The sequence below is a fragment of the Altererythrobacter chaiwopuensis genome, from assembly GCF_054957735.1.
In genome coordinates, this window is sequence record NZ_JBTXJF010000001.1 from 1,532,600 (window position 1) to 1,548,633 (window position 16,034).

The following is a 16,034-nucleotide window of genomic DNA, read 5'->3' on the forward strand; positions in this document are numbered from 1 at the left end:
GAAGTGAACGGTCAATCGGAAATCCCGCAGGAGATCAGCGCCTGGTTTGCCGGGCGCAATTGGCGTGTGCGGCGCCACCAGGCGGAAATGCTGCAGGCGGCGGATAGCGGCAGGCACGCGCTGCTGGTGGCCGATACCGGCGCGGGCAAAACGCTGGCGGGTTTCCTGCCGACGCTGGCCGATTTCGCGCCGTCACGTCTGGGCAAAGCGCAGCCGCCTGAGGGGCTGCACACGCTCTATGTCTCGCCGCTAAAGGCGCTTGCGCATGACGTGCAGCGCAATTTGCTGGCCCCGGTCGAGGAGATCGCCCTGCCGGTCCGGATCGAAACCCGCAGCGGCGACACCCCGGCAGACCGCAAGAAGCGCCAGCGCGCCCGCCCGCCGCATGTGCTGTTGACTACGCCCGAAAGCCTGTCGCTGCTGCTGTCCTATCCCGACAGTTTCGAAATGTTTCGCGGCCTCAAGCGCGTGGTGGTGGACGAGGTTCACGCCTTCGCCACCGGCAAACGCGGCGATCTGCTGGCGCTGGCGCTCAGCCGCTTGCAAGCGATTGCGCCTGATATGCAGCGCGCGGCGCTTTCTGCAACGGTTGCCGATCCGCAAGGGTTTCGCGCCTGGCTGGCCCCGCGGGGCGATGTGGATTCGGTTACGCTGGTCGAGGGCGAGCAAGGCGCCCCACCCAAGGTCGAGATACTGCTTCCCCGCGATGAAATCGTGCCTTGGGGCGGGCACGCCGGGCGCTGGGCTATCCCGCAGCTTTATGGCGAGATCAGGCGCAACAGGACCACGCTGGTCTTCACCAACACGCGCTTCCTGGCAGAGTTCATCTTTCAACTGCTGTGGGATGTGAACGAGGACAATCTGCCGATCGGCATCCATCATGGCTCGCTGGCGGTTGAGGCGCGCCGCAAGGTCGAGAATGCCATGGCACGAGGTGAACTGCGCGCGCTGGTGTGCACCGCCAGCTTGGATCTGGGCGTCGACTGGGGCGATATCGACTGTGTGGTGCAGATGGGGGCGCCCAAGGGCAGTTCGCGCCTGCTCCAGCGCATCGGCCGTGCCAATCACCGGCTCGATCAAGCCAGCCGCGCGATCCTGGTGCCGGGCAACCGTTTCGAATTCCTTGAGGCAACTGCGGCCAAGGATGCGGTGGATGAGGGGCAGCGTGACGGCGAGGAGTTCCGCCCCGGCGGGCTCGACGTGCTGGCGCAGCATGTGATGGCCTGCGCCTGCGCTGGGCCGTTCCAGGAGGATGAGCTGCTGGCCGAAGTGCGCTCGACGCTGACCTATGGCTGGGTGACGCCGGAGGTTTGGCGGCGCGTGCTCGGCTTCGTTGAAAATGGCGGCTATGCCCTGCGCGCCTATGACAAGTTCAAGCGGATCGTGCGGGACAGGGGCGGCACCTGGCGCCTCACCCATCCCGAACATGCCCAGCGCCACCGCATGAATGCAGGCATCATCGTGGACAGCGAGATGCTGAGCGTGCGGTTCCGGGGAGGTGGTGGGAAAGGGGGCCGCAATCTGGGGCGGGTGGAGGAGCGCTTTGCGGCGACGCTTTCACCCGGCGATACTTTCTTTTTTGCCGGGCTGAGCCTTGAGGTCGAGCAGATCAAGGATATGGACGTGGTGGTGCGGGCGGCGAAGAAGAGCGCCACCATCCCGAGCTATGGCGGCGCGCGCATGCCGCTGACCACGCACCTGTCGGAGCGGGTGCGGGCAATGCTGGTCGATCGCGCGGGCTGGGCACGCTTTCCGGATGATGTGCGCGAATGGCTGGAGATGCAGGACTGGCGCAGCCAGATGCCAGGGCCGGGCATGCTGCTGGTCGAAAGCTTCTCGCACCAGCGCAAGCATTACAGCGTTTATTACACTTTCGAAGGCTGGAACGCCAACCAGAGCCTGGGCATGCTGATCACCCGCCGGATGGAGCAGCGCGGGCTACAACCGGGCGGTTTCGTCGCCAATGATTATTCGCTGGCGGTGTGGGGGCTGAAACCGGTGCGCGATCCCGCGCCCTTGCTGTCGCCCGATATCCTTGAGCATGAGTTCGTCCAATGGGTGCAGGAATCGCACCTGCTGCGGAGGTCATTCCGCGAAGTGGCGGTGATCAGCGGGCTGGTAGAACGCCAGCATCCCGGAAAGCGCAAGAGCGGCAAGCAGGTCACCTTTTCGACCGATCTGATCTATGACGTGCTACGCAAATACGAGCCTGATCATGTGCTGCTTGAGGCGGCCTGGGCGGATGCCCGCGCGCGGATGACCGATGTCGGAAGATTGGGCGATTTGCTTGAGCGGTCGCAGCGCGAGCTGGTGCATGTCCAGCTTGACCGGGTCAGCCCTTTGGCTGTGCCGGTGATGACCATGATCGGGCGCGAGGCAGTGCCGCAGGGTGCGGTGGACGATGAATTGCTGATCGAGGCGGAGACGCTGGCGAGCGAAGCGATGCGGGCGGACGAGCGGGATGGAGAGGCTGGCTAGACACAAAAAAGGGGCGGATCGCTCCGCCCCTTCTTCGAATTCATATGCGGATTTGGGCCTTAATCTTGCCCGCCAGCGCCGGGGCCACCGGTGCCAAAGGTCCGATACTTCTCGTTGCCGACGAAACCGAACTTGGTCACGCCAGACTGTTTGATCACCCGCAACACATTGACTGAGAGTTCATAGCTGGCCAGCGCTTCCGGCTCGAACTGAAGTTCGGGTTCGGGCTGCATTGCCAGCGTACCCTCAAGTTGGCCAACAAGCGTTCCCAGCGTGATCGGCTCGGCGTTCCAGAGAATCTCGTTGTTCTGGGTCAGAACAAGCTTGTTCTTGATCGGATCGATCGGTGGGGGCACGTTGTTTGGGTCCGGTTGCGGCAGATCGATATCGACCGAGTGTGTTGCAACCGGGATGGTGATGATGAACATGATCAGCAAAACGAGCAGAACGTCGATCAGCGGCGTCATGTTCATTTCCATCATCGGCGAGCCATCGTCTTTGCCGCCTGACATTGCCATGGATCAGTACTCCTGTGTCTCTATCGGGTCGGTCAGATGCCGGGTTCGACGGGGTTCGAAATAAAGCCCACCGTTGGATAGCCGGCGGCCTGAACGTTGTAGATCGCGCCAGCCACGCAGCGCCACGGCGCATTCACGTCGCCGCGAATATGGACCTGCGGGATCTGTTCGGGATCGGCCATCAGGGCTTCGGGGCCACCAGCGCGCTCAACAATAATCTCGAGGCGGCGAAACGCCTGGTCGTAGAGATCTTCTGAACTCACCGGGGTGATGTTGTTGAAGTAGACCCGGCATTCGCCGTTTCGCGCTGCGCCTTCGAAGCCGGGTTCGCCGGCACTGCGGCCCGCTGCATCGGTGGTGCTGACGGTAAGCAGCAGGTTTTCCACCTTGTCTTTCGATTCCACCGTGGTCATCACCGGTAATTCAAGCTTCTCGATCGTCTGGATCGCCACCGGAACCGCGATGAGGAAGATGATCAGAAGCACCAGCATCACGTCCACAAGCGGCGTGGTGTTGATGTCCGACATGGGGGTATCAGCCCCGCCTCCCGTCGAAATCGCCATTGCTACATCCTATCCGTAATTTTTCGCCAAGGGGTGTTGATGGCGGGGGCTGCCATTTGGCCGCCCCCGTTCATCGATCAGGCGATCAGGCCTTTGGAGCCGTCTGCACGCCACCAGCGGTGGTTGCCGGCTTGGCAGGTGCCCGTGCGGGCGCCTTGGTTGCCGGCCGAACTGCGCCGCCCGAGTTCAGATTGGCCAGGATATCGGTCGAGAAAGCCGAAAGGTTCTCCGCGATCCGGCGGTTGCGGCTCTGCAGCCAGTTGTAGGCGAACACCGCAGGCACAGCCACGAACAGACCGATCGCGGTCATGATCAGCGCTTCACCAACCGGGCCGGCCACCTTGTCGATCGATGCCGAGCCGGCAATGCCGATGTTGATGAGCGCGCGGTAGATCCCGATCACGGTGCCGAGCAGGCCGACGAAAGGTGCGGTCGCGCCGACGGTGGCGAGGAAGGGAAGGCCACCGGCCAGCTTGGCGTTGATCGCATCCTGCGAACGCTGCAGCGAGCCGTGCATCCAGTCATGCCCTTCGAGCTTGTCGGTCATCTTGCCATGCTCGTCCTCTGCCTTGAGGGCATCGTCGATGACCTGGCGCCATGCGCTGTTCTTTTCAAGCTTGGTTGCGCCTTCCTGCAGCGTGCTGGCCTGCCAGAACTTGCCCACCACGTCGCGGCGGAACTGCTTGTTGATCTTGTTTTGCTCAAACAACTTGGTGATCAGGATATAGAACGATCCAACGCTCATGATCACCATGACGGCAAGGATAAACCAGGCGACAGGGCCGCCCTGTTCCATGGCTTCAATGAAGCCAAACTTGTTCGGAGCCACATCGGCCGCAGTAGCAAGAAGTTCGAAAGTCATTGCGAAAAGTCCTCTTAAAAATGTCCCCAAAGGGCCCCGGGCGGGGTGGTATGCGCCGCGGCCTAATTCAGTCGATAAGTAATACGGGTGCTGTAACCGCCAGTAGTCGGGTTGCCGGCGGCATCCAGTGCAGGGTTGAAGCGCGCATAGCGCTGCATCCCAACGCAGGCCGCTTCGTCGAGAATGCTGGAACCACTCGATGCGGTAACCTGGCATTGACCAACGCGGCCATCTGCCGTCACGGTGACGCGAACACCAACCGTCCCCTGGATTTCCTCACGCAGGGCGCGGGAGGGATAGTTTTCCTGGATGCGGGCAGCCCAGCGGCGCTCGTCGCGGGTCGTCGCGCCGCGTGCCTGGGATGGCGGTGCGGGCGGTGCCGGCGGCGGAACGATCAGCGCAGGCGGTGCCGGCGGCGGGATCGTCGGCCGGGTCTGAATCGGCGGCGGTGCCACGGCAATGTTGATCGGCGGCGGCGGTGCCACGGGAGGCGGCGGTGCCATTTCCTGAGGTTCCGGCGGCGGTGGTTCGTCCTCCGGTTCCTCAGGCGGCGGTTCTTCGATGTCGATCGTGGTCACACGTTCGGCAACTTTCTTCACCGCTTCGATCGCCAGGCCACTGATAAACAGGTAGCCAACTAACACATGGATTATCGCCACCAGGACGATGGCGACAATGCGATTGCCGCTTGTTTGTTGGTCAGCGTAAGCCATCCAGTCGCTTTCTCTCCATTTATTTCGCAGGGCCGGGGCCCGACAACCAGACAACCGCAAACTTGACGGTTTGCGGAGCCTCAAACTCCAACTTTCTTCCCTGACCGGGTAACGGTGCGCCGTCTACCCAGAGGCATCGCAGGCAGGCATCCGCCAAACCCGCAATTAAAACCTGGTTCAGCAAATCCCCAACTTAACCTGGCTTTCGCTTCGCGCTTTAACGGCCAAGCCAAGTTCAGGCAAACGCTTTATCGGTTAATAGGCGATTCAGGGATGATTGTCTGTTATCAGGCGACTTATAATGTTGCCTTGATAGCCCGCCAGGCAACATTTTCAAGTTCACCTTCACCTGGATCGAGAGCGAAAATTAAATACATGAAATTCAATCACTTAATTATCGCTTTGCTATGCGCGCCAACTTGCGTTCCGGCGCTGGCTCAGACAGGGCCAGCGGCGGCTGCCCCGCAGGCAAGCTATGCTGACATTGTAACCCTGGCAGATCAGGCGGAACTGGTCGTACGGGCGCAGATAAGGCGCCAGATCGAACTCGAGCCCGAGCGCGCAGCGGGAGTCGCGCCGGGATTCGCCCGGCTCTTTATAGAGGCGGAAACGATCAGCCTGATTTCCGGAGCGAGCGGCGTGGGAGAACAACTGCGCTATCTCGTTGACGTGCCGCTCGACTCTCGCGGCAAGGTGCCCAAGCTCAAGAAGCTGGAAGTGCTGCTCTTCGCGCGCACTGTGCCCGGGCGACCGGGAGAGCTGCAATTGACGGGCGAATCGGCCCAGTTCATCTATACGCCCGCGTTCGAGGCTCGCCTCAGGCCGGTACTGGCTGCGCTCGCGGCCCCCGATTCGCCGCCGGTGGTGACCGGGATAAGCGACGCGCTGTCGGTGCCGGGCAATCTGGCAGGTGAATCGGAAACGCAGATTTTCCTTGCCACCGAAAGCGGCTCGCCGGTGTCGATCACTGTGCTGCGTCGTCCGGGTCGCCCGCCCACATGGGGCGTATCCTGGGGCGAGATCATCGACCAGTCGGCGCGCCCGCCAGCGCCCGAATCGATCGAATGGTACCGGCTCGCCTGCACCCTGCCGCCGAGGCTGCCCGCCGACACCAACCTGTCGCAAGACGGAGCAGCCAAAGCGCAGGCGGCGCGCGACTATGCCCTCGTAATGGGTGCGCTGGGGCCGTGCGGCCGCACGCTGACCACAGGCTAGCTGCCCCGGGCAAGCCCAGCTAGCGCGATCCCAAGACAAAGTGTTTCCCTTGAGGCCCCTGCCCGCGCTAGGGGGCGCGGCGATGCAATATCCATTCCGCCATACATTCCGCGTGCGCTATGCCGAAGTCGACCCGCAATCGGTCGTCTTCAATTCGCGCTATCTTGAATATGCTGACGTGCTGGTGACCGAATTCTTTCGTGAACACCGCGCCTGCGGCATGCCCGACGATCTCGAATTCCACGTTCGCCGGGCCGAGGTCGATTACCTCGTGCCGATCCGCAATGACGAGCTGATCGAAGGTCGCCTAACAGTCGAGAAGATCGGCAATTCCAGCATGACCATGCTGGTCGCACTGCACGGCGCCGAAGATGGTAGCCATCGTGCCGATATCCGCCTGGTGCAGGTAAGGGTCGATCTGGCGACTGGTCAGCCGCAGCGTATCGAAGACAGTGTGCGCGCCGCCTATGGCTTTGCGGCCGGGAAGAAAATCGATGGTTGAGCCCCAGCAAACTGAAACCTTGCGTATCGGCCTGGCCGGGCTGGGAACGGTCGGGGTGGGCGTGATCCGGCTGCTCGATACCAATCGCGATCTGCTGACGGCGCGCGCAGGCCGCCCATTGCAGGTGATCGCGGTCAGCGCACGTGACCGCCATCGCGATCGCGGGGTCGATCTGACGCCTTTTGCCTGGGAAGATGATCCGGTGGCGCTGGCGCGGCGTGATGATGTTGACGTAATTGTCGAGCTGATCGGCGGATCAGAGGGGCCCGCACTGGCGCTGGCGCAGGCAGCGCTCACCAATGGCAAGCCGGTGGTCACCGCCAACAAGGCGATGATCGCGCACCACGGGCTCGATCTCGCCAAGCTTGCCGAAGCGCGCGATACCGCGCTCAAATTCGAAGCGGCGGTGGCGGGCGGCATCCCGGTGGTGAAGGGGCTGCGCGAAGGCACATCGGCCAACCAGCTGACCAGCATCTATGGCATCCTCAACGGCACCTGCAATTACATCCTCTCGAAGATGGAAGACACCGGGGCGGATTTTGCCGAGGTACTGAGCGAGGCGCAGCGGTTGGGCTATGCCGAAGCCGATCCCACCTTCGACATCGAAGGAATCGACGCGGCGCACAAGCTGGCGATCCTCGCCGCGATCGGTTTCGGCGCGCGGCTCGATTTCGATGCCGTGCGCACCACCGGCATTACAAGAGTGAAGGCCGCCGATATCGTTCAGGCCGATGCGCTGGGCTATGTCATCCGCCTGATCGCGATGACCGATGTCGAGCCGGGCGTGGATGGTTCGCCCAGCCTGCTGCAGCGCGTTCGCCCTTGCCTGGTGCCCAAGCAGCATCCGCTTGCCAGCGTCGACGGGCCAACCAATGCGGTGGTGGCGGAAGGCAATTTCTCCGGCCGCCTGCTGTTCCAGGGCGCCGGAGCCGGCGAAGGCCCAACTGCCAGTGCGGTGGTGGCTGACCTGATCGATATCGCGCGCGACGAAGTGGGCGCGCCCTTCTCGATTCCCGTGGCCAATCTCGCGCCGATGCCGCCGGCGGAACCGGGCGAACGTACCGAGCGCACCTATCTGCGCTTCACCGTGGCAGATCGCCCCGGCGTGCTGGCAGAGATTACCGCCGCGATGCGCGATGCCGATGTCTCGATCGAAAGCCTGATCCAGAAGGGGCGCGGCGATGATGGCGGCGAAGTGCTGGTTGCGATGGTGACGCATGAAGGGCCGGAACGCTGCATCACGGCTGCATTGGCGCTGCTCGAAGGTTCGGACAGCCTTACTGCGCCCCCTCTGGTGCTGCCGATCCTTCCCGACTGAGATCGCTTTCGCCCCCTCCTGGCTGGCGTTGCGGGAGGCCAAGCAGTTCCTCTTGCGAAGGCGGATCGCCCTGGTCGTTGCCGCGCGGGGCCATCCCGCGTGCGATCCGGTCTGCATCCGATCCGGGCGGCGCTTTGGGAAGCGCCGTCACGTCGATCATCAGCGCGGGCGGCGGCGGGCATTTCTGCAGACCGGGGATGCACAGGCCGCCTACCGTGGCCGGCCCGCGAAAGATTCCGGGGCCTGCCACATCGGGCGTTTGCAGGTCGCCCGCAAAGGCCGTCTCCTCGGCATAGCGCCGCTGCGCGGCATCGCGATCGCCGCTGTAGCGGTGCGACGTATCTTCCACGATCTCGCGGCAGACCACGATATCGCGCGAAATGGTTGCAGCCTCCCGCTCGCGCTCGCACTGCTCAATACGGCGCGGGTCGATTTCACCTTCCGGTGGCGGCACAAGGATGTCGATCACTTCATTTTGCGGGGGCGCAGGCGGTTGCTCGCTGGCAGGGCTAGCGCTGCTTTCCTGCGCGGAGATCGGCTGCGCCACAAGCGTCAGCGCTGCGCCCGCCAAAACCGAAATCACGCGATGGCACAGGATCGGCATTGCGTGATTGCTATACAAGCGCGCTTCCTTATGGCTAGGGAACGGCACACTCACCTCAGGGACTGAATTCATCATGAACAGCGATATCCTCGCCAAGAAGCAGGCCAGTGGCAACGCGCTCGACCGTGTGCTGGTGCTTGAAATGGTCCGTGTGACCGAAGCCGCCGCGGTCGCGGCGTCGCATCTGATCGGGCGCGGCGACGAAAAGGCCGCCGATGCCGCTGCGGTAGAGGCCATGCGGCGGGCCTTCGACAGCCTGTACATGGACGGCACGGTGGTGATCGGCGAAGGCGAACGCGACGAGGCGCCGATGCTCTATATCGGCGAGAAAGTGGGCGGCGCGCCGGGCAGGGGGCCGAAGATCGACATCGCGCTCGACCCGCTCGAAGGCACCACCATCACCGCCAAGGCCGGGCCCAATGCGCTGGCGGTTCTGGCGGCGGCGGAAGAGGGCAACCTGCTCAACGCGCCTGACACCTATATGGACAAGATCGCGGTGGGGCCGGGCTATCCCGAAGGCATTATCGATCTGGCCAAGAGCCCGACCGAAAATGTCAAGGCGGTGGCCGCGGCCAAGGGCGTGGAACCAGGCGAGATCATCGTCTGCGTGCTTGACCGGCCGCGCCATGCAGAGCTGATCGCGGAACTGCGCGCGCTCGGCTGCGGGGTGGTGCTGATCGGCGATGGCGATGTTGCGGGCGTGATCGCGGTGACGGACGAAGATACCACGATCGACATGTACATGGGCCAGGGCGGCGCGCCAGAGGGCGTGCTGGCCGCAGCGGCGCTGCGCTGCGTCGGCGGGCAGTTCAACGGGCGGCTGGTGTTCCGCAACGAGGACGAGAAGGCTCGCGCGCGCAAGCTCGGCATCACCGACTTTGACCGCATCTACAAGCTAGAGGACCTCGCCAAGGGCGATTGCATCTTCGCCGCGACCGGGGTCACTTCGGGCTCATTGCTCGACGGGGTCAAGCGGCTGCGCAGCGGCAAGATGACGACCCACAGCGTGGTGATGCGCGCGTCAAGCGGCACCGTTCGCTGGATCAGGGGCGAACACCGGATTGCGTGATGGTTTGATTGCATCTACCTGATGTTGTCGACCGGCTGGCGGCCCAATAGCGGAAGCAAGCTAGTTGGATGCCCGGAAGCGGGCTTGGTGAGCAAAATAGCGCCCATAGTCTCCGCGCCCATCAAACATCTCGGCAGTAAATCCATTCGGCTGCAATTCAAATGACCGGCTTTTCAGCCGCTTGGCGGTTGCGGCCCACTCATCCTCTGGTCCAAGTACCCAAGGAAAAATGTGAGCCATCATGCCTGCCACGTGCAGAAACTCGGGGTCCGTGGAACCTTCTCCTCCGAACCATTGATAAATCTGATGCCATAACTCCAATGCATCCGGGTCGTCCGACATTCCCGTTACAAAAGGCGGGTCGGCCCAATGCATCCACGCTAGGTAAAGCAGCTGGATGGCGCACTCTCTGTCGCGAGTACCCCTTTCCCATTTTTCGCGGAACTCTCGGTAGTCTTCTTCCATGCGAAAGCCTCCAAAGCAAAGATCGCCGTGTACCGTATTCCCCACATGGACGCCATGACCGCTCCCCACCCAATTCCTGCAGTTCGCCGAGGTCGGGTCTGCCCATTAGCTGGCGAGAACACCCCCTCCTCTGTTGCAATTGCATGACTCTCGTCTAGGCGGGGGGCATCAGCTGCACCCGGGGATTCGCACTCATGAAGATCATGTCCGGCAATTCGAACCTTCCGCTAGCGCGCGCGGTTGCCGCCTATCTCGAGATTCCGCTCACCGATGCCAGCGTGCGGCGTTTCGCGGACGAGGAAATCTTCGTCGAAATCCACGAGAATGTGCGCGGCGAAGACGTGTTCGTGATTCAGCCGACCAGCTTCCCGGCGAATGACAATCTGATGGAATTGCTGATCTGCATCGATGCGCTCAAGCGCGCCTCGGCCAAGCGGATCACCGCCGTTGTGCCCTATTTCGGCTATGCGCGGCAGGACCGCAAGCCCGGCCCGCGCACGCCGATCTCGGCCAAGTTGGTGGCGGACCTCATCACCCGCGCCGGGGCTGACCGCGTGCTGGCGGTGGATCTCCATGCCGGCCAGATCCAGGGCTTCTTCGATATCCCGACCGACAATCTCTATGCCGCACCGGTGATGGCGGCCGATATCCAGGCGCGTTATGGTGATCAGGATCTGATGGTGGTCAGCCCCGATGTCGGCGGCGTGGTGCGTGCCCGTGCGCTCGCCAAGCGGCTCGACAATGCTCCGCTCGCCATCGTCGACAAGCGGCGTGACCGGCCGGGCGAAAGCGAAGTGATGAACATCATCGGCGATGTAAAGGGGCGGCACTGCATCCTGATCGATGACATCGTCGATTCGGGCGGCACGCTGTGCAATGCGGCGCAGGCGCTGCTCGATCAGGGGGCGACCAGCGTCGCGGCCTATATCACCCACGGTGTGCTGTCGGGCGGCGCAGTGGCGCGGGTCGACGGTTCGGCGCTGAAGGAACTGGTCATCACCGATACCATCCGCCCGACCGAGGCGACCGAGAAATCAGAGCGGATCCGGGTGCTCACCATCGCCCCGCTGATCGGCGAGGCCGTTCGCCGGATCGCCGATGAAAGCAGCGTCTCCAGCCTGTTCGACTAGTCCGTGCCGCTGCTGAGCCAGGGGCGCGTTTGCCCAGGACCTAGCCGGTGCAATTCCTCCAGCCGGCGGGCCTGGCGGATTTCGACATTGAGCGTCATCAGCGGGCGCGGCGCAGCGCAGAAATTGCTCGGCGTGGTGCCAAAGAAGGCCGCAAACTCGCGGATCAGGTGCGACTGGTCGAAATAGCGCAGCATCAGCTGCTCGGCCTCCGCTTCGTCGGCTACGCCGCAAAGCCGTGCCGCGAAGTCGAGCGCGCGGGCTCGGCGCAGCACCTGTTTGGGGGTAAGCCCGAAATCGCGTTTCACGATCCGCTCCAGCTGGCGCAGGCTGACGTTATGTGCCTTGGCAAACCCTGCGAGCGAAAGGTTGGGGTCGGCAAATCCGGCCAGTTCGAATGCGCTTGTCAGCGGATTGGGCGGTTCGGGATCGAGCGCGGCGATGCGCCGTCGCAAGGCAGTTTCGAGCTGGTTCAGCCATTGTTCGGGCTCGGCATCGGGCGGATACTCGCTGAACAGGTCGTGTTCGACCAGGCCCAGCGGATCGCTCCGCTCGACCCGGTCAATCAAGCTTTCGGTGTTTCGGTCCGTCAGCCGCCCGAGCGCACCCGGCCGCAGCCCCACTCCCACAGCGATGACAGAGCCCGTACAGCTGAGCGGCATAAAACCAGATTGGGGCCCGAACAGCAGCACCTCGTCGCGATAACTGCTTGTTCCTTCGCGATCGGTCGCGGTCCAGTCGCCGCGCAGCACGATCCGCGCGAAGGTGAGATCGTTGCACATGCCGCAGTGGATGACCGAGGACGGGTCGGCCTCGATCTTGGCCGCTACCAGCCTGCCGACCCATGGCCGCAGGTCATCGGCCGGTGCACGGTTGATCGACAGGGGCATGCCGCCGCGCGATACGCCCGATAATGGCTCCGATGTCTGACGCCAGCGCTCGCCATCACTTTTGTATTCCACTGAGCGCGACCCCCAAAAATTCCCGGAATGATACAACAAAAGTCGCGATCGGTCGAATTGTTCCGGGAAACATTGCCGAGACACGCGCCGGTCGGGAGGAGACGCTGTAAATTCGCGCGATCAAGTGGTTGCCGTTGCCTGCGGCGGTGTGTGCGAACGGCGAGGCGACCCCCGATTCACTTCAAGCCGATTGTCTTCGCGCGCCAATCCGGTAACAGGCCCCGCTGGCCCTTTCACGAAGGGGCTTTGTGCGACTGCGACTTGGTTGACATATGGCGAAGCGAGGCAAAGCGATGAATGCAGCGGATATCGAGTGCGCGCAGCGGCTGGCCGAAGCGGCCGGAAATGCCATCCGCCCCTTGTTCCGCGGTGACTGGTCGCATGAATGCAAGGATGATGCGACCTTCGTGACCGAGGCTGACCGGTCGGCAGAAGCGGCCATGCGTGCGATTATCGAGCGCACCTTCCCCGATGACGGGATCATCGGTGAGGAATACGGGCTGCGCAACGAGGGCGCCGGGCGGCAATGGGTGCTCGATCCGATTGACGGCACCACCAGCTTCATCGCCGGGCGTCCGATCTTCGGCACGCTGATCGCGCTGCTTCAGGATGGCTGGCCGGTGCTGGGCGTGATCGATCAGCCGATCCTGAGGGAACGTTGGATCGGGGTGCTCGGCGAAGGGACCACGCTCAACGGCAGGCCGGTGCGCAGCGCGCCGTGCAAGGATATTGCCGATGCGGTGCTGGCCACCACCACCCCGCACCAGTTTTCCGGCAGCGATGTCGATGCCTTCATGGGGGTCGCCAAATCGGTAGCCGAGCGCAAGATAATCTATGGCGGCGATTGCTACAATTATGCGCTGGTCGCCTCGGGCCATGTCGATTTGGTGGTCGAGGCCGGGCTCAAGCTCTATGACTATGCCGCGCTGGTGCCGGTGGTTGAGGGCGCCGGCGGGCTGATGAGCGACTGGCAGGGCAACCCGCTCGATGCAGGTTCGGACGGGCGCGTGATTGCCTTGGGCGATCCGGCGCGGCTGGAAGATGTGCTTGAGGCAATGGGGTAGGGCTGATCCCCTGTCACCCATCCTTTCCGTCGCGCCGGGGTAAAAGGTAGATTGCGCCATTGCGCAATGCCCAGGGGAGCAGGCCCAGGGTGAACAGGAAAATGGCCACGATCAGCCAGTTACCGCTTTCGACTTTGATGCCCGCGACGATACGGCTTGCCGCCGCCGCCTGAAAGGCGCCGAACGCAATCCAGGCAACAGCAGGCATTTCAAGCGGCCGCCCGGAATGCCCCTGTGTCACCCGCGTGACCATGGCGACCAGCAGGCTTGCGGCAAAGCCGATCATCAATGCGTGGTCAGCACCGCGCCCATACAGGCCGAGCGCGCCGTCAATGGCGGCAAAGGCGAACCCCAGCGGAGCCCATGCGAAGCCCCACACCAGCACCAGCAGAAGGCCTGGTGGCCTGGATGTGGGCCACCATTTCCAGCACATCAGCCCTGTTACCGCCGCGAGCCCGGCATTGGCCGCCGCCGCCAATGCTGCAAAAGGCAGCAGTTCTCCCGCAAGCCGAGTGAGCAACAGGCCCCAGAGTGCAGCCAGCAGCCAGTCTGGCCGCCAGCGCACATAGTCGGCGATCACATTGCCTGCGAAAAAGGGCACCATCCGGTGGGCAACAGTCAGGAAAATCGGCAGCAGCAGCCCGCCGATGCCAATGCGATTGGCAAGCGCAAGCAATGCCGGATCGCCCGAAGCAAGAAAACCGGTCGCCGCCGCAATCCCTACGATCCCGAAGCAAAGCGCGCCGAGTGCGGACCATGCATGCCAGCAGCGCGGGCGCGCCGCCAAGGCATTGCGGCGCAGCACGCTGGCAAGCACCGCTATGGCTACAGCCCATCCCGCAGCGAGCACGCAAAAGCCCGCCAAGGCGAGCCAATCGAATCCGCTCCAAAGGCCCGCCAGCGTAGTGAGAACCCCGGCGAGCAGTGCTATTCCCACAGGGCCGAACTGCTTGGGGAGCAGATCGCCCTGCCCCATCCAGCGCGGGAACACGGTCAATAAAAAGCCAAAAATGAAGGGAGCAAAACCCGCATAGATCATTGCCGGACCATGCAGCAGGGCAGGCGGAAGTTGGGTTTGCGGCGGTACCGGCCCGCCGCCATGTAGCGCATACAGCTGCACCAGCCACCACAGGGCCAGCCCGCAAAGGCCAGCAGTTCCAGCGAGAAAGGGCATGCGATGCGGAGAGGCGAGAAGAATGGTCATGGGTAAATCGCCTTGGCCCTGATCAGATCAATCCATGGGCGCCCGCCATTGCGCCCAGAACGGTGACAAGTGCGAGCGCGGACAACAGCCGGTGCAGCAACACCATGCGCTGAAAATCGCGCGCTGGTGAAGGCGAGCGCGCCATCCGCCGGTGCAGAACCAGCGGCTCGGCAACGAACAGCATCATGAAGAAAACCAGCCACAGGCCAAGCATGGCGTGCATCCACCACATGTCCACCTGGGCAAAGCGGCCCCATAAATCTGCCTGCCAGGTCATCCAGAATCCGGAAGCTCCGGCCAGCAATACCCAAAACCTGGCCTGCGGCGCGAAGCCGGCCTCGATCCGGTGGAATGCCTCTAGCCGACGGTCGGGCGCTTCGCTGCGCACGATGGCCGGCATCACGACAAAGGTGACGAACCAGACGCCGCCGATCCACCCCACCAGGGCGGTGACGTGAACAACACGGGCGAGGGTAAACAGATCGATCAGCATGGCGTTGTGAATGGAGATAGACGCAAAGAGATGCTTTGACCAAGATCAATTGTAAACGCCATTTATCGCTGTTTTAGAAAACATGAATCAAACAAGCCTGGCCGCTGCGGCAACTGGTCATGCATTTGATCGATCTTGCCCCCAAGGCAGGATCAGACCGGAATCGGGTCAGGTCGTGAAAATTCGCACAGCGCATCGCGATCCATGATCGTGATCTTGCCGCCGTTGACCCTCACGCCGTGGCTGGCCAGTGTCGAAAATGCGCGGGAGAGATTTTCGGGCGTCATGCCCAGCAAGGATGCGAGCAGACGCTTTTCTCCTTTCAAATGGATGGTTCCCTCTGCCGTCTGCTGGCTCTCCTGTTGCAGCAAGTAGTTGCCCAGCCGTTCAGCTGACTGGCGCATTTTCATGTCCGCCAACGCGCGTACCAGATCGCGATAGGCAAGGGCCAATTCGTGCATGGTGGCCTGCATCAAAGCCGCGTCCTGCCGGATAACCTCCCGGATCAATGCGGCCGGCACGAGCAGGACGCGCGAGGGTTCGAGCGTGCGCGCGGTCATGAGATAGGGCAGGTCGTTGACCACTGCTGCCAGGATAAAACTGGTGACCGGCTCGACGATCCGCATGGTGGTGTCGCGCCCGCCGCTGTTGACGGAAAGCTCAACCAGGCCGTCGACCAAGACGTGCAGGAAATCGGCGCGCTGCCCAAGCTCGAACAGGACCAATTGAGGTGGAAACACCTGCAGGAACGAGCCCGAAAAGACCCGTTCACGCAAGGTGTCATCCATGTCGCGGAACAGAGGTAGCCGGGCGATCTCTGGCTTTTCGCCGCTTCTCATGAACCTTGTCACCCCTGCTGCCTGGCGAGGGATGGTAG

Annotated in this window: 17 protein-coding genes; 7 read left to right on the forward strand and 10 right to left on the reverse strand. The window is 62.9% G+C overall.

Features of this window, described 5'->3' with window-relative positions:
* Positions 1-3 precede the first annotated feature (3 nt).
* On the forward strand, positions 4-2,478 hold the full coding sequence (locus ACX3VQ_RS07460) for a ligase-associated DNA damage response DEXH box helicase (RefSeq protein ID WP_462580240.1): 2,475 nt from the start codon (positions 4-6) through the stop codon (positions 2,476-2,478).
* Positions 2,479-2,537: 59 nt separating this feature from the next.
* Here the strand turns inward: ACX3VQ_RS07460 and ACX3VQ_RS07465 are convergent, their stop codons facing one another.
* The 4 genes from ACX3VQ_RS07465 to ACX3VQ_RS07480 form a co-directional block, all read right to left on the reverse strand.
* Entirely contained in the window at positions 2,538-2,996 is a 459-nt protein-coding gene (locus ACX3VQ_RS07465; RefSeq protein ID WP_462580242.1) for an ExbD/TolR family protein, read from the reverse strand.
* A 32-nt stretch (positions 2,997-3,028) separates the two neighbouring features.
* The gene (locus ACX3VQ_RS07470) at positions 3,029-3,559 is read right to left on the reverse strand and encodes an ExbD/TolR family protein (RefSeq protein ID WP_462580243.1); all 531 of its coding nucleotides are present in this window, start codon (positions 3,557-3,559) and stop codon (positions 3,029-3,031) included.
* Positions 3,560-3,644: 85 nt separating this feature from the next.
* The gene (locus tag ACX3VQ_RS07475; protein ID WP_462570690.1) at positions 3,645-4,421 is read right to left on the reverse strand and encodes a MotA/TolQ/ExbB proton channel family protein; all 777 of its coding nucleotides are present in this window, start codon (positions 4,419-4,421) and stop codon (positions 3,645-3,647) included.
* 62 nt (positions 4,422-4,483) lie between these two features.
* Positions 4,484-5,134 carry an energy transducer TonB gene (locus ACX3VQ_RS07480; RefSeq protein ID WP_462580244.1) on the reverse strand — a complete coding sequence of 217 codons (651 nt, stop codon included), beginning with the start codon at positions 5,132-5,134 and terminating at the stop codon, positions 4,484-4,486.
* Positions 5,135-5,509: 375 nt separating this feature from the next.
* On the opposite strand from ACX3VQ_RS07480, the gene ACX3VQ_RS07485 reads away from it, so the two are divergent.
* The 3 genes from ACX3VQ_RS07485 (at position 5,510) to ACX3VQ_RS07495 (ending at position 8,169) form a co-directional block, all read left to right on the forward strand.
* Positions 5,510-6,349, forward strand: coding sequence for a hypothetical protein (locus ACX3VQ_RS07485; protein WP_462580246.1), 840 nt, complete (start codon positions 5,510-5,512; stop codon positions 6,347-6,349).
* 82 nt (positions 6,350-6,431) lie between these two features.
* On the forward strand, positions 6,432-6,851 hold the full coding sequence (locus tag ACX3VQ_RS07490; RefSeq protein ID WP_462580247.1) for an acyl-CoA thioesterase: 420 nt from the start codon (positions 6,432-6,434) through the stop codon (positions 6,849-6,851).
* Entirely contained in the window at positions 6,844-8,169 is a 1,326-nt protein-coding gene (locus ACX3VQ_RS07495) for a homoserine dehydrogenase (RefSeq protein WP_462580249.1), read from the forward strand. The genes ACX3VQ_RS07490 and ACX3VQ_RS07495 overlap by 8 nt, the downstream gene beginning before the upstream one ends.
* On the opposite strand, the gene ACX3VQ_RS07500 is transcribed toward ACX3VQ_RS07495, so the two are convergent.
* A complete protein-coding gene (locus tag ACX3VQ_RS07500) occupies positions 8,129-8,791 on the reverse strand; it encodes a hypothetical protein (RefSeq protein WP_462580250.1) in 663 nt (220 codons plus the stop codon). The two genes, ACX3VQ_RS07495 and ACX3VQ_RS07500, sit on opposite strands and share 41 nt — an antisense overlap.
* A gap of 55 nt (positions 8,792-8,846) precedes the next feature.
* On the opposite strand from ACX3VQ_RS07500, the gene glpX reads away from it, so the two are divergent.
* Positions 8,847-9,842, forward strand: coding sequence for a class II fructose-bisphosphatase (glpX, locus tag ACX3VQ_RS07505; RefSeq protein WP_462570682.1), 996 nt, complete (start codon positions 8,847-8,849; stop codon positions 9,840-9,842).
* 60 nt (positions 9,843-9,902) lie between these two features.
* Here glpX and ACX3VQ_RS07510 read toward each other — a convergent pair whose 3' ends face one another.
* On the reverse strand, positions 9,903-10,307 hold the full coding sequence (locus tag ACX3VQ_RS07510; protein WP_462580251.1) for a hypothetical protein: 405 nt from the start codon (positions 10,305-10,307) through the stop codon (positions 9,903-9,905).
* 194 nt (positions 10,308-10,501) lie between these two features.
* On the opposite strand from ACX3VQ_RS07510, the gene ACX3VQ_RS07515 reads away from it, so the two are divergent.
* Complete coding sequence (locus tag ACX3VQ_RS07515) at positions 10,502-11,437, forward strand: ribose-phosphate pyrophosphokinase (RefSeq protein ID WP_462570679.1); 936 nt, start codon at positions 10,502-10,504, stop codon at positions 11,435-11,437.
* Here ACX3VQ_RS07515 and ACX3VQ_RS07520 read toward each other — a convergent pair.
* Entirely contained in the window at positions 11,434-12,396 is a 963-nt protein-coding gene (locus ACX3VQ_RS07520; protein ID WP_462580252.1) for a helix-turn-helix domain-containing protein, read from the reverse strand. The two genes, ACX3VQ_RS07515 and ACX3VQ_RS07520, sit on opposite strands and share 4 nt — an antisense overlap.
* A gap of 293 nt (positions 12,397-12,689) precedes the next feature.
* Between ACX3VQ_RS07520 and hisN the strand changes: the two genes are divergently transcribed.
* The gene (gene hisN / locus ACX3VQ_RS07525; RefSeq protein WP_462580253.1) at positions 12,690-13,460 is read left to right on the forward strand and encodes a histidinol-phosphatase; all 771 of its coding nucleotides are present in this window, start codon (positions 12,690-12,692) and stop codon (positions 13,458-13,460) included.
* A 13-nt stretch (positions 13,461-13,473) separates the two neighbouring features.
* Here hisN and ACX3VQ_RS07530 read toward each other — a convergent pair whose 3' ends face one another.
* The 3 genes from ACX3VQ_RS07530 to ACX3VQ_RS07540 form a co-directional block, all read right to left on the reverse strand.
* Positions 13,474-14,664 (reverse strand): NnrS family protein, encoded by a 1,191-nt coding sequence (locus ACX3VQ_RS07530; RefSeq protein WP_462580254.1) that lies wholly within the window; start codon positions 14,662-14,664, stop codon positions 13,474-13,476.
* A 22-nt stretch (positions 14,665-14,686) separates the two neighbouring features.
* Complete coding sequence (locus ACX3VQ_RS07535) at positions 14,687-15,151, reverse strand: hypothetical protein (protein ID WP_462580731.1); 465 nt, start codon at positions 15,149-15,151, stop codon at positions 14,687-14,689.
* A 158-nt stretch (positions 15,152-15,309) separates the two neighbouring features.
* Complete coding sequence (locus ACX3VQ_RS07540; RefSeq protein WP_462580256.1) at positions 15,310-15,996, reverse strand: helix-turn-helix domain-containing protein; 687 nt, start codon at positions 15,994-15,996, stop codon at positions 15,310-15,312.
* Positions 15,997-16,034: the final 38 nt, after the last annotated feature.

What these genes read in the sequence shown, in the direction of transcription:
- ACX3VQ_RS07470 (WP_462580243.1), bottom strand. Translation starts at nt 3,559, where the DNA reads ATGGCGATTTCGACGGGAGGCGGGGCTGATACCCCCATGTCGGACATC.
- ACX3VQ_RS07515 (WP_462570679.1), top strand. Translation starts at nt 10,502, where the DNA reads ATGAAGATCATGTCCGGCAATTCGAACCTTCCGCTAGCGCGCGCGGTT.
- ACX3VQ_RS07480 (WP_462580244.1), bottom strand. Translation starts at nt 5,134, where the DNA reads ATGGCTTACGCTGACCAACAAACAAGCGGCAATCGCATTGTCGCCATC.
- ACX3VQ_RS07510 (WP_462580251.1), bottom strand. Translation starts at nt 10,307, where the DNA reads ATGGAAGAAGACTACCGAGAGTTCCGCGAAAAATGGGAAAGGGGTACT.
- glpX (WP_462570682.1), top strand. Translation starts at nt 8,847, where the DNA reads ATGAACAGCGATATCCTCGCCAAGAAGCAGGCCAGTGGCAACGCGCTC.
- ACX3VQ_RS07530 (WP_462580254.1), bottom strand. Translation starts at nt 14,664, where the DNA reads ATGACCATTCTTCTCGCCTCTCCGCATCGCATGCCCTTTCTCGCTGGA.
- ACX3VQ_RS07490 (WP_462580247.1), top strand. Translation starts at nt 6,432, where the DNA reads ATGCAATATCCATTCCGCCATACATTCCGCGTGCGCTATGCCGAAGTC.
- ACX3VQ_RS07465 (WP_462580242.1), bottom strand. Translation starts at nt 2,996, where the DNA reads ATGGCAATGTCAGGCGGCAAAGACGATGGCTCGCCGATGATGGAAATG.
- ACX3VQ_RS07485 (WP_462580246.1), top strand. Translation starts at nt 5,510, where the DNA reads ATGAAATTCAATCACTTAATTATCGCTTTGCTATGCGCGCCAACTTGC.
- ACX3VQ_RS07540 (WP_462580256.1), bottom strand. Translation starts at nt 15,996, where the DNA reads ATGAGAAGCGGCGAAAAGCCAGAGATCGCCCGGCTACCTCTGTTCCGC.
- hisN (WP_462580253.1), top strand. Translation starts at nt 12,690, where the DNA reads ATGAATGCAGCGGATATCGAGTGCGCGCAGCGGCTGGCCGAAGCGGCC.
- ACX3VQ_RS07495 (WP_462580249.1), top strand. Translation starts at nt 6,844, where the DNA reads ATGGTTGAGCCCCAGCAAACTGAAACCTTGCGTATCGGCCTGGCCGGG.
- ACX3VQ_RS07475 (WP_462570690.1), bottom strand. Translation starts at nt 4,421, where the DNA reads ATGACTTTCGAACTTCTTGCTACTGCGGCCGATGTGGCTCCGAACAAG.